12 protein-coding genes are annotated in these 11,183 nt (G+C 72.4%); 7 read left to right on the forward strand and 5 right to left on the reverse strand.

Going from position 1 to position 11,183, the window contains the following annotated elements:
- The first annotated feature begins 651 nt into the window (after window positions 1-651).
- Together QM611_RS09500 and QM611_RS09505 are read left to right on the forward strand one after the other, a co-directional pair.
- Entirely contained in the window at window positions 652-1,098 is a 447-nt protein-coding gene (locus QM611_RS09500; protein ID WP_415079672.1) for a hypothetical protein, read from the forward strand.
- 25 nt (window positions 1,099-1,123) lie between these two features.
- Complete coding sequence (locus tag QM611_RS09505; protein ID WP_415079673.1) at window positions 1,124-1,543, forward strand: type II toxin-antitoxin system PemK/MazF family toxin; 420 nt, start codon at window positions 1,124-1,126, stop codon at window positions 1,541-1,543.
- A 5-nt stretch (window positions 1,544-1,548) separates the two neighbouring features.
- Here QM611_RS09505 and QM611_RS09510 read toward each other — a convergent pair whose 3' ends face one another.
- From QM611_RS09510 to QM611_RS09520, 3 genes are read right to left on the reverse strand one after another with little or no spacing between them, the layout of a single operon-like run.
- Window positions 1,549-2,691 (reverse strand): P-loop NTPase, encoded by a 1,143-nt coding sequence (locus QM611_RS09510; RefSeq protein ID WP_415079674.1) that lies wholly within the window; start codon window positions 2,689-2,691, stop codon window positions 1,549-1,551.
- Window positions 2,688-3,215 (reverse strand): DUF1003 domain-containing protein, encoded by a 528-nt coding sequence (locus QM611_RS09515; protein ID WP_415079675.1) that lies wholly within the window; start codon window positions 3,213-3,215, stop codon window positions 2,688-2,690. The genes QM611_RS09510 and QM611_RS09515 overlap by 4 nt, the downstream gene beginning before the upstream one ends.
- Window positions 3,215-4,528 carry a magnesium transporter MgtE N-terminal domain-containing protein gene (locus QM611_RS09520; protein ID WP_415079676.1) on the reverse strand — a complete coding sequence of 438 codons (1,314 nt, stop codon included), beginning with the start codon at window positions 4,526-4,528 and terminating at the stop codon, window positions 3,215-3,217. The genes QM611_RS09515 and QM611_RS09520 overlap by 1 nt, the downstream gene beginning before the upstream one ends.
- A 60-nt stretch (window positions 4,529-4,588) precedes the next feature.
- Between QM611_RS09520 and QM611_RS09525 the strand changes: the two genes are divergently transcribed.
- The 4 genes from QM611_RS09525 to QM611_RS09540 all read left to right on the forward strand — a co-directional run bounded on the left by QM611_RS09525 (window position 4,589) and on the right by QM611_RS09540 (window position 7,516).
- Entirely contained in the window at window positions 4,589-5,263 is a 675-nt protein-coding gene (locus QM611_RS09525; RefSeq protein ID WP_415079677.1) for a general stress protein, read from the forward strand.
- Window positions 5,260-5,937 (forward strand): alpha/beta family hydrolase, encoded by a 678-nt coding sequence (locus tag QM611_RS09530; RefSeq protein ID WP_415079678.1) that lies wholly within the window; start codon window positions 5,260-5,262, stop codon window positions 5,935-5,937. Before QM611_RS09525 ends, QM611_RS09530 begins: the two co-directional genes overlap by 4 nt.
- Window positions 5,938-6,027: 90 nt before the next feature.
- A complete protein-coding gene (locus tag QM611_RS09535; protein ID WP_415079679.1) occupies window positions 6,028-6,513 on the forward strand; it encodes a hypothetical protein in 486 nt (161 codons plus the stop codon).
- Between the two features lie 31 nt (window positions 6,514-6,544).
- Window positions 6,545-7,516 carry an epimerase gene (locus tag QM611_RS09540; RefSeq protein WP_415079680.1) on the forward strand — a complete coding sequence of 324 codons (972 nt, stop codon included), beginning with the start codon at window positions 6,545-6,547 and terminating at the stop codon, window positions 7,514-7,516.
- A gap of 81 nt (window positions 7,517-7,597) precedes the next feature.
- Here QM611_RS09540 and QM611_RS09545 read toward each other — a convergent pair whose 3' ends face one another.
- Both QM611_RS09545 and QM611_RS09550 read right to left on the reverse strand, forming a co-directional pair.
- A complete protein-coding gene (locus QM611_RS09545; protein WP_415079681.1) occupies window positions 7,598-9,010 on the reverse strand; it encodes an aminopeptidase P N-terminal domain-containing protein in 1,413 nt (470 codons plus the stop codon).
- Between the two features lie 39 nt (window positions 9,011-9,049).
- Window positions 9,050-10,072, reverse strand: coding sequence for an endonuclease/exonuclease/phosphatase family protein (locus QM611_RS09550; protein WP_415079682.1), 1,023 nt, complete (start codon window positions 10,070-10,072; stop codon window positions 9,050-9,052).
- A 79-nt stretch (window positions 10,073-10,151) separates the two neighbouring features.
- On the opposite strand from QM611_RS09550, the gene QM611_RS09555 reads away from it, so the two are divergent.
- A complete protein-coding gene (locus tag QM611_RS09555) occupies window positions 10,152-11,024 on the forward strand; it encodes a PHP domain-containing protein (RefSeq protein ID WP_415079683.1) in 873 nt (290 codons plus the stop codon).
- The last annotated feature ends 159 nt before the right edge of the window (window positions 11,025-11,183 follow it).

Here is an 11,183-nt window from a genome sequence, read left to right on the forward strand (position 1 = left end):
CCGCTGCGGGCGGCGCGGAGGCTGCGGGCGGCGCGGAGGCTGCCGGCGACTCCTCGGGCGCCGGAGCCGATGTCGCCGTGGCGGCGCGCCCGCCGATCGGCCGAGTCGTGTTCTCCGCGGACGATCCGCCCCCGTACGACTCCGAGGCGACGTAGCCGGGCCTCGTGCTCGCGCCGAGACCCACTTTGCGCGGCGATACCCGGTACCCCGGGGTGGGTTTGGGCGCGTGGAGTGGGTGTCGACGTCCCGGATGGGTTCGGCGTCTCGGATGGGTTCGGCGTGCGGTTGGGTCTTGGCGCGTCGGGTCCGCTTCGGTGCGCGACTGTGCCCTTCGAGCGACGGCGTGCCCCGCTTTCGCGCCGAAACCCACTTTGCGCGGCGAGACCCGGTGCCCCGGCGTGGGTTTCGGCGCGTGGAGTGGGTATCGACCTCCCGCATGGGTATCGGCGCGCGGACAGACCCGCGGGCGTGACCGTCGAGTGGGCGGGCCTGGCGGGAGGGTCGAGCGCGGATGCCGGCGGGATGCCGCAACGACCGCAACCGCGAGATGGCGCGGCATCCCTTCCTGCACAGGCGGGGCAGGCCCCGCGAGTTGTCCACAGATTCCGCGATGCCGTCCCGTCGGCGCTCGGGCTCGCGCATGCTGGCACGATGACAACCGCGACCGCAGCCGACAGATCGGCTCCTCTCACCGACGACCTCCTCCTCGAGGAGCGCATCGCCTTTCTGCTCGGCAGGGCGAGCGTGCGCCAGTTTTGGATGACGTTCCTCTACGCCGACCACGTGCAAAGCGAGGTCGTCATGCCCTGCGACGACCTTCCCGCTTCTCCCGACGAGCCCCTCGCCGCCTCCGACGGGGGCACGGTGGCGAACGCCGATGCGCTGGCCCGCGGCATCGCCGAGCTCATGGCCGAGTTCGGCTTCGCGCAGGCCGTCTTCGTGTGGGAGCGGCCGGGTGATGCCCGGGTGCGCGGCCGGGAGCGCGCGTGGGCCCACAGGCTTGCCACCGCGTGCGCCCGGCACGGCGCGACGGTGCGCGCGCAGTTCCTCCTGCACGACGGCGGAGTGCGCATCCTCGCCCCCGACGACTACCTCTGACGGTATGAATGGTTGTACTGCGGGGGTGAAGACCGCGATCTCGATGCCCGACGACGACTTCCACCGCTTCGAGCGAGTCGCGGCACGGCACGGGATGAACCGGTCGGAGTTCTTCCGGGCCGCCGCCCCACAGTTCGGCGCACTCCGGGGGTCCGAGCCCGCGAAGACTCGGCCGACCGCGGTCCTGCAGGACGACTGGCTGTCCGCCACCAACATCCGCACGGTTCTCCTGGCGCCGCTGACCTCGAACGTCGCGCTGGAGGCATTTCCCGGAAACGTGCTGATTCCGGCCGAAGCCAGCGGCCTCGACAAAGACTGCGTCGTCGTGGTGTCGCAACTCGGGCCGGTGAGTCGCGAGCTCATCGAGCCGCATCCCGCGGGCCACGTTCCCGGCTATCTCGTGAACGATATCGTCGCCGGCGTCCGGCTGACGCTCGGCATCTGACCCGCTCAGCGCGGAGTGAACGGAAGCGGGCGGCCGGCGAGGCCGCGGCCGGATGAGACGAGGGATGCCGCGAGCACGGCCATCGCACGCGCCGCCGGGTCGTCGGGGTGCGCGACCACGACGGGGGCGCCCGCGTCGCCGTCGGCCCGCAGCGTCGCGCTGAGCGGGATCGAGGCCAGGAGCGGCACCTGATCGTCGTCGGTGGAGAGGGCGGCCGCGACATCCCGCCCCCCGCCGCTGCCGAACAGGTCGAGCATCGTGCCGTCGGGGAGTGCGAGCGCCGCCATGTTCTCGACGACGCCGACGACGCGCTGGCCGGTCTGGCGGGCGACCAGGCCGCTGCGCACCGCGACGTCGGACGCGGCGGCCTGCGGCGTCGTCACCACGACGACATCGGCGTGCGGGAGCAGCTGGCCGACCGAGATCGCGACGTCGCCCGTGCCGGGAGGCATGTCCAGCAGCAGCACGTCGAGGTCGCCGAAGTGCACGTCGGTGAGGAACTGCTGCACGGTGCGGTGCAGCATCGGGCCCCGCCACGCGACCGCCCCGCCATCGCCGTCGCGCAAGAACATGCCGATCGAGATCGCCTTCACGCCGTGCGCGACCGGCGGCAGTATGAGCTCGTCGAGGCGCGTCGGCTGCGCGGCCCGGCCGTGCTCGTCGACGAGGCCGAGCAGTCCGGGGATCGAGAAGCCGTGCACGTCGGCGTCGATCAGCCCCACCGCGAGCCCGCGCTGGGCGAGCGCGACGGCGAGGTTGGCGGCGACCGTCGACTTGCCGACGCCGCCCTTCCCGCTGGTGACGGCGACGACCCGCGTGAGCGAGTCGGGGCCGAACGGCATGGTCCTGGCCGGCCGGCCGGCGCGCAGCCGCTCGACGAGGGCCCGCCGCTCGTCGGGCGACATGACGCCGACGTCCACGGTCACGCCGGCGATTCCGGGGACGGACGCCGCGGCATCCCGCACGTCCTGCTCGATGCGGGTCGCGGCCGGGCAGCCGACGATCGTGAGGCTGATCGAGACCGTCGCGGCGCCGCCTGCCACCCGCACGTCGCGCACCATTCCGAGCTCGCCGATCGGGCGGCGAAGCTCGGGATCGGTCACCGCAGCGACAGCGGCGCGCACCGACTCGGCCAGATCGGAGCTCACGGCTCCGCCGGCTCCTTCGGGGTCTCGCGCTCGTCGAGCTTGTCGAGGAAGTCCGCCAGCTCGCTGCGCAGCACCTCGCGCGTGACGGTGCTCTCCGACAGGTCGGCCAGCGCCATCCGCAACGCCACGACCTCGCGGGCGAGGTACTCGGTGTCGGCGAGGTTGCGCTCGGCCCGCTGGCGGTCCTGCTCGATCTGGACGCGATCCCGGTCGTCCTGCCGGTTCTGCGCGAGCAGGATCAGCGGCGCCGCGTACGACGCCTGCAGCGACAGGATCAGCGTGAGCAGCGTGAAGTTGGACTCGCGCGGGTCGAACTGCCACTCGCGCGGGGCGAGGATGTTCCACGCGAGCCAGACGGTCACGAAGATCGTCATGCCCAGCAGGAACCCCGACGTGCCCATCGCGCGGGCGAACGACTCGGAGAAGCGCCCGAACCGGTCGCGCGACTGCTGCGGCGCGCGTGGGAGCATCCCCGACCGCCCACGGGGCGCGTCGAGCGGGCGGTGCCGATTCCCCCGGGCCATCATCGCCGCCGACCGCCGGTCCGGGTGGCGGCGACGACGGGAAGGCTCGCGGTCGCGAGCGGCGCCGGCGGGGGCGGGGCGTCATCCTGCGAGCGCCAGTCCTCGGGAAGGAGATAGTCGAGGATGTCGTCCACCGACACCGCGCCGACGAGCCGATGCGCCTGGTCTACGACAGGAAGGGACACGAGGTTGTAGCTTGCGAGCATGCGGGCCACCTCGGCGGCGGAGGCGCTGGCGGGAACCGGATCGAGCGTGTCGTCGATGATGGCTCCGAGCCGTTCGTGGGGCGGGTAGCGCAGCATCCGCTGAAAGTGGACGGTCCCCAGGAACCGCCCTGTCGGCGTCTCATACGGCGGCAGGGTCACGAACACGGCGGCCGCCAGCGCGGTGTGCAGCTCGTGGCGGCGGATGAGCGCGAGCGCCTCGGCGACCGTCGCGTCCGCCGACAGCACGATCGGCTCAGGGGTCATCAGGCCCCCCGCCGTGTCCGGCCGGTACTTGAGGAGAGCGCGCACGTCCTCGGCCTCGTCCGGATCCATGAGCTCGAGCAGCTCCTCGCGCTGGTCCTCCGGGATGTGCCCGAGGACGTCGGCGGCGTCGTCCGGCTCCATCGCGTCGAGGATGTCGGCGGCCCGCTCGTCGTCGAGCGCGTCGAGGATGCGCACCTGGTCGTCTTCGGGCATCTCCTCCAACGCGTCGGCGAGTCGCTCGTCGGGCAGCTCGGACACGACCTCGAGCAGGCGCTCCTCTGGCAGGTCGAGCAGGGTGTTGGCGAGGTCGGCGGGCTTGAGTTCCGAGTAGCTCGCGATGAGCTGCTCGGCCGACTGCGCCTGGCCAGGAACCGCGCTTTCGCGCACGTCGGCCCACGCCGCGAAGGTGGTCGGCCCCTTCGCGAATGGGGAGGCGCTCGTGCGGGGCTTGCGCAGGAAGAGCTGGCCGACATCCCACTCGCCCAACCGGTTCCGCTCGATCGCGACGTCCTCGATCTGCGCTTGCCCCGATCCGTCGCGGAAGAACACGCGGCGCCCGATGAGCTCGGCGAGCACCCGCACTTCGCCGCCGCGCGGCTGGAAGCGGCGCACGTTGATGAGGCCGGTGGTGATGACCTGGCCGGTGGCGATCGAGGTGACGCGGCCGATCGACAGGAACACCTGCCGTCGCCCGGGGATCTCGCACACGAGGCCCACGACGCGCGGCGGATCGTCTCTTCGGTACACGACGACGACGTCTCGAACCTTGCCGAGACGGTCGCCCGCGGGGTCGAAGACCGAGCACCCGGCAAGGCGCGCGACGAATACCCTCTGCGTGCTCACGCTCCCAGCGTAGCCCCGGGCGCCCGGCGAGGCCGGGAGCGAGCGTGGGAGGATAGAGGGATGAGCCTGCCCAGCCGGATGCCGCGGGGTCGAACCGCCGACGTCGGCGAGACCGTCGCCAGCTACGCCGACTACGAGCGCGCCCAGGAGGCGGTCTCCCAGCTCATCGTCGCCGAGGTGCCGGCGCGCGACATCGCGATCGTCGGCATGGGGCTGCGCTCGATCGAGCGGGTGACCGGGCGGCTCGGCTACGCGACGGCGGCCCGCTCCGGCGCGATCAACGGGTTGCTCTTGGGCCTGATCTTCTCCGCGTTCCTCGTGTTCGGCTCGCCGTCGGTGCCGGTGCCGGCTTTCATCGGCGTCATGTTCGTGGGCATCGCGCTCGGCATGCTGATGAGCATCGTGGCGTACTCGTTCGTGCGCCGCCGCCGCGACTTCGCGAGCGCGATGCAGGTGGTGGCTGACCACTACGACGTGAAGGTGACCTCTGGCAGCCTCGCCAAGGCCCGCGAGGTGCTCGGCACGCACGACGGGCGGCCGCCTGCGCCCCCGCGGCGCGGTGGGGTGGATCCGGGGCCGGTGTCGCCCCCTCCGCAGGAGCCGCCGCGCTACGGGCAGCGCATCGTGGCGACGCCCGCCGAGGAGCGCTCGCCCGCCGTGCAGGAACCCGGCCCCGCAGAGCCGGGTGCCGCCGAGCCGGAGGCGACAGGCTCCGAGCCCGGCCGCGACGCGTGACCGACCTCGCGTTCCGCGTGGCGGTCGCGCTGCCGACCGGCCCGGCGCGGGTGTCGGCGGCGTGGGGCGAGCCCGACGACGCGTGGGCGACGCTCGTGATCGCGCACGGGGCCGGCGCCGGGCACGACCACCCGTTTTTGCGCGGCTTCGCCCGCGCGATGCAGGAAGCCGGGGTCGCGACCCTGCGGTTCAACTTCGCATACGTCGAGGCCGGCCGGCGGATGCCCGGCCCGGCCGCGCACGCGGTCGCGGCGTGGCGGGCGGTGTTCGCCGAGGCTGTTGCGCGCTCCGGTGGCGGGCCGGTGGTCGCCAGCGGCAAGTCGTACGGTGGGCGGATGGCGTCGATGGCCGCCGCCGACGGCGCGATCGACCCGGCGGCCCTCGTGTACCTCGGCTATCCGCTGCACCCGCCCGGAAGGCCGGACAAGCCGCGCGTCGAGCACCTTCCCGACATCCATCAGCCGCAATTGTTCGTCGAGGGCGCGAACGACCCGTTCGTCGACCCGCACACCCAGCTCGACGAGGCCGTCGCGGCGTGCCAGAACGCGGCCGTGGAGTGGATCGCCGGAGGCGGGCACTCGTTCGAGGTGAAGGGCCGCAAGCGGCCAGCCGACGAGATCGGCGCCGGGCTCGCGCCGCTCGTCGCGGGATGGATGCGGCACGCGGCGGCGTGACGGCCGGCGGAGTGTGATCTTCGATACTGATGTGTCCACAGAGCGACGTAGTATCGAGTATATGTCGGAGACCGGTGTCATGATGGAAACATGACCCCACCACACGAGCTCCCCGCCGAGGGGCTCACCACGGGCCGGCTGCGTGAGCTCGCAAAGGCGATCGCGGAACAGCTCATGCCCACGACGATGGCCGAGCGGCACGCCGAGGCGCGGGCAGAGCGACACGTGCGGATCCGCGAGCTGGCTGCTGACCGGGCATCGGAGATTCCCCACGATCGCGCAGTCGCGGGATCTCGAGGCGAGAGACGAGCACTGTCGCGCGCCGGGATGTCGGATGCCCGTGTGACGCTGCGACATCGATCCGACTACGCGAAGGGTGGCCAGACCTGTCGGTGCAACCTCGCCCACTTGCGCCGTCGGCATCACATGCTCAAGCACCACACCGCGTGGACTGTCGAGCAAGACGAGCATGGCGTTCTGATCTGGACCAGTCCGACCGGCCGTGTCCACACCGACCGGCCGCCGCCGACCCTGCGATTCATTCCCGACAAAGTGCTCGAACGACAGCAGAACTGAACGCGTTCAGAAATCGGCGTATGCTGGAACCGTGAGCGACACGACACGGCCCAGAGCGGTCGTTGCCGGAGCTTCGGGATTCATCGGGCGCGCGATCGTGGCGGCGCTCATCGACGACGGCTACGACGTCGCGACGATCGGCCGCTCCAGTCCGACGCGGTGGGACGCCCCCTTGGCGATCGCGGCCGCGGTCGACGGGGCGGAGCTTCTCGTCAACCTCGCCGGAAAGTCCGTGAACTGCCGGTACACCGCACGCAACCGCGACGAGATCCTGCGCTCGCGGGTCGCGACCACGCGCGCGTTGCGCGAGGCCGTCGCCGCGGCATCCTTTCCTCCTCGGGTGTGGATCAACGCGTCCACCGCGACGATCTACCGGCACGCGACCGACGCGCCGCACACCGAGGCGGACGGCGTGCTCGGCACCGGCTTCTCCGTCGACGTCGCCCGCGCGTGGGAGCGCGAGCTGTTCACCGGGAGCCTGCCACGCACGCGGCGGGTCGCGTTGCGCATGGCGATCGTGCTCGGCCCGGGGCCGGCCACGCGCGCGCTGCTGCGGATCGCGCGCGTCGGACTGGGCGGCCCGCACGTCGACGGACCCTGGTTCCCGCATCGCCGCTATCGCGGCATCGGGCCGCACGCGACGCCCGCGGCGAGTCCCGGCTGGCACCGCACGCGCGGCCGCCAGCGGTTCAGCTGGGTGCACCTCGACGACGTGGTCGAGGCGGTGCGCTTCGTGCGCGACCGCGACGACCTGTCCGGGCCGATCAACGTCGCAGCCCCGCACGCCAGCGACAACCGCGCGCTCATGCGCGGCATCCGGCGCGCGGTCGGGGCGCCGTTCGGCCTCCCCGCCCACCGCTGGATGCTCGAGCCCGCGATGTGGGCGCTGCGCACCGAGCCGGAGCTCGTGCTGAAGAGCCGCTGGGTCGAGCCCGAGCGGCTTGTCGACGCCGGGTTCGCCTTCCGGCACGAGTCCCTCGACGACGCGTTGGCGAGCCCGTGAGACTCCATCCGGCCGCCGAGACCTCGGGCGGCACCCGCGGTCTCGGCGCGCAGATGGAGTCTCAGGGGGAGGAGGGGGCGGTCACGCGAGGCGGGCGACCCATGCCTCCACCTCGTCGGCGGTGCGCGGGATCGCGGCCGACAGGTTCTCGACGCCGTCGCGCGTGACGAGCACGTCGTCCTCGATGCGCACACCGATCCCGCGATACTCCTCGGGAACTGTCAGGTCGTCGATCTGGAAGTAGAGGCCGGGCTCGATCGTGAACACCATTCCGGGCTCGAGCACGCCGTCGTAGTACATCTCGCGGCGCGCCTGGGCGCAGTCGTGCACGTCGATTCCCAAGTGGTGCGAGGTGCCGTGCACCATGTACCGGCGGTGCTGGCCGCCGGAGTTGGCGTCCAGCGCCTCGTCGGCGGTCACCGGCAGCAGCCCCCACTCGGCGACCCGCGCGGCGATGACCTTCATCGCGGCCTCGTGCACGGCGCGGAACTTCACTCCGGGCCGCGCGGCGGCGAAGGCGGCGTCCGCCGCCTCCCGCACGGTCTCGTACACCGTGCGCTGCACGTCGCTGAAGCGCCCGCTCACGGGGATCGTGCGGGTGATGTCGGCGGTGTACAGGCTGTCCAGCTCGACGCCGGCGTCGACCAGGATGAGGTCGCCGGGAACGACCGTGCCATCGTTGTGCGTCCAGTGCAGGTAGCAGGCGTGCGGGCCGGAGGCGGCGATCGTGTCGTAGCCCTCCCCGTTGCCGTCGCTGCGCGCGCGGCGGTGGAACACGCTCTCGACGACGCGCTCGCCGCGGGCGTGCTCGATCGCCGCCGGCAGCTCGCGCACGATGTCGTCAAAGCCCTTCGCGGTGGCCGCGACGGCGGCGCGCAACTGCGCGATCTCGTACTCGTCTTTGACCAACCGCAGCTCCGAGACGAAGCGCGTCAGCTCCTCGTCCTCGCCGACGACCAGGTCGTCGCCTGACGGCTCGAAGGCATCGATGTGCGCGGTGGCCACGCCGAGGTCGGCGGCAACGCCTGCCAGCGCCGGCCGCGGGCCGATCCAGAACTCGCCGATCGAGGCGTCGGAGTAGAACTCGGCGGTCGTGCGGTCGGCGCGCTCGCGGAAGTGCAGGGTGACCGCGTGCCCGTCGCCGACCGGCTCGAAGACGAGCACCGAGTCGGGCTCGGCGTCGGATCCCCAGCCGGTGAGGTGCGAGAACGCGGAGTGCGCCCGGAACGGGTAGTCGGTGTCGTTGCTGCGCTGCTTGAGCGACCCGGCCGGCACGACGAGCCGTTTGCCGGGGAACGCCGCCGAGACGGCGGCGCGCCGGCGCGCCGCGTGCGGGGCCTGCTCCCGCGCCGGCGGAGGGGAGTCGGGGCGCGGCGCCCACCCGGTCGAGATCGTGTCGAGGAATCCTCGGGGGAACGGCTGGCGCCGGTTGGCCGGCGTGGTCTGCTCGGCCGCATCCGCCCGCGGTTCCGCGGCCGTCTCCGTGTCGCTCATGGGTCAAGTCTCCCACGCCGCGGCGGCGACGGAACGTGATCAGCCGGCGTCGTCGACCGGCTCGAGCTGGACCACGAGCGGCCGGTGGTCGCTGCCCGAGTCGTCTTTCGAGCGGATGACCACGCTGCCGGTGGGCTCCCACCCCTTCGAGACCATGACGTGGTCGATGGGCGCGCCCAACAGCGCGGGAAGATCGGTGGACCACGTGCCGACCGAGCCGTTGCCGGTGGCCGACGCCACGTCGGTGCAGCGCCCGAGCGTGCCGCCCTCGCTGCCGAGGCCGGCCATGTTGTCGACGGTGGCGTTGAAGTCGCCGGCCATGATGACGTCGTTGCTCGCGCACTGGTCGGCGAGCCACTGCAGGTCGTCGCGCCAGTCGGCCATATGCGTCTGGCGCGGCGCGACGGCGTGCACGGCGACCACGATCGGCCCGTCGCCGTCGACGGGCATCGCGACGGCGCTCGGCACCGTCGAGGTGTTGCTCGAGCCGTCTTTCGACGACTGGATGACGGAGTAGTCGCCGAGCGTCGGCGAGATGAGCAGGGTCGTCGAGCGGGCGTCCCACCCCGGGTAGTAGGCGTTGTGCACCCACATGCGGTGCCCGAGCTCGCGCATCGCGACGGCGACCGCCTCGCCGTTCTCCTCCGTCGTCTCGGGCAGCGCGACGATGTCGGCCTGCATCGCGACGGCGGTGTGCGCGATCTCGCCGGGGTCGGTGGCCTCGCCCGCGGTGTTCCACGTCATCACCCGCAGGCTGTGCGCGGTGGGCTCTGGCAGGTCGTCGGCGCCCGTGCCGCGCGTGGCCACGATCGCGACATTGGCCACCGTCGCAACCAGCGCGATGATCGCGAGGGATGCCGCGAACCGCCGCAGCGGCCGGCCCAGCGCGAGCAGCAGCGCGAGCAGCAGGAGCACGCCGAAGCCGAGCGCCACCATGCCCCGCAACGACACGATCTGCGCGATCGGAAACGTGCGCTCGAGGCGGAAGAACTGCGGCCAGGTGATGACGGCCGAGGCGATGGCGAACAGCACCGTCGTCAAGATTCCGATCCCTCGCCACACGCCCCCGAGACTAAGCGAGCAGCCTGGCAGATCGCTCGACGCGAGCGCCGGCGCGAGGGCTCGGCGGTACGCTCGAACGATGGCGGCGGAGCGTGGGTTCGAGGGCCCCGCCGACCTGCATCTGCACTCCCATGAGTCGGATGGCACGCAGTCGCCCGCGGCCGTGATGGAAGCGGTCCACCGGCACGGCATCCGCACGAGCGCGCTCACCGACCACGACACCACGAGCGGCTGGGCGGAGGCCGCCGAGGCCGCGGCATCCCTCGGCATGACCTTCCTGCCGGGCATGGAGTTGTCGACGACGACCGGCTGGCGCAGCGTCCACCTCCTCGCCTACCTGTTCGACCCCGACGCGCCGGGCCTGCGGGCCGAAGTGCGACGCATCCGGGAGGCGCGGCTGGGGCGGGCCGCCCGGATCGTGCGGAACATCTCGCGCGACTACGACCTGACGTGGGACGACGTCGTCGCCGCGCACCAGGAGGGAGCCACGATCGGGCGGCCGCACATCGCCGACGCGCTCGTGGCCCGCGGGCTCGCGCGCGACCGCACGGACGCTTTCGACGGCATCCTGCACCCCGGGGGCGACTACTACGTCGGCCACTACACCGCCGACTCGCTGAACGCGGTGCGCCTCATCGTCGAGGCGGGCGGCGTGCCGATCTTCGCGCATCCCGCCGCGCGGGGACGGATGCTGCCGCCGGATGTGCTCGACGAGCTGATCGCCGCGGGACTTGCCGGATTCGAGGTCGGCCACCGCGAGAACACGGCGGCGGGCAGGCGGTCGCTGGAGCGGCTCGCCGCGCACCACGACCTCATCGTCACCGGGTCGAGCGACTACCACGGAGCGGGCAAGCCGAACCTACCGGGAGAGCACACGACGTCGGACGACATGGTGCAGCGCATCATCGAGCGCGGCACGGGGTCGGCGCCGGTCTACCCCTCCGGTCGTTGAGCGAGCGAAGCGAGTCAAAACGCGGTGAGCTTGTGCGAACGGTCACCGCGTTTCGTCTCGGCCCTGCGGGCCTCGCTCAACGACCGGGGGGAGGACTCGTGAGCTGGGTCAGGCGCCCGCGGGGGCGCCGCCGGACGGCCGCCGGCGGCGGCGCCGCCG

Source organism: Microbacterium sp. (assembly GCF_047606685.1).
In the GTDB taxonomy this organism is placed as follows: Bacteria; Actinomycetota; Actinomycetes; order Actinomycetales; family Microbacteriaceae; genus Microbacterium.

Coding starts and splice junctions, on each gene's coding strand:
- QM611_RS09500 (WP_415079672.1), top strand. CDS start 652: ATGACAACCGCGACCGCAGCCGACAGATCGGCTCCTCTCACCGACGAC.
- QM611_RS09515 (WP_415079675.1), bottom strand. CDS start 3,215: ATGGCCCGGGGGAATCGGCACCGCCCGCTCGACGCGCCCCGTGGGCGG.
- QM611_RS09525 (WP_415079677.1), top strand. CDS start 4,589: ATGAGCCTGCCCAGCCGGATGCCGCGGGGTCGAACCGCCGACGTCGGC.
- QM611_RS09535 (WP_415079679.1), top strand. CDS start 6,028: ATGACCCCACCACACGAGCTCCCCGCCGAGGGGCTCACCACGGGCCGG.
- QM611_RS09545 (WP_415079681.1), bottom strand. CDS start 9,010: ATGAGCGACACGGAGACGGCCGCGGAACCGCGGGCGGATGCGGCCGAG.
- QM611_RS09555 (WP_415079683.1), top strand. CDS start 10,152: ATGGCGGCGGAGCGTGGGTTCGAGGGCCCCGCCGACCTGCATCTGCAC.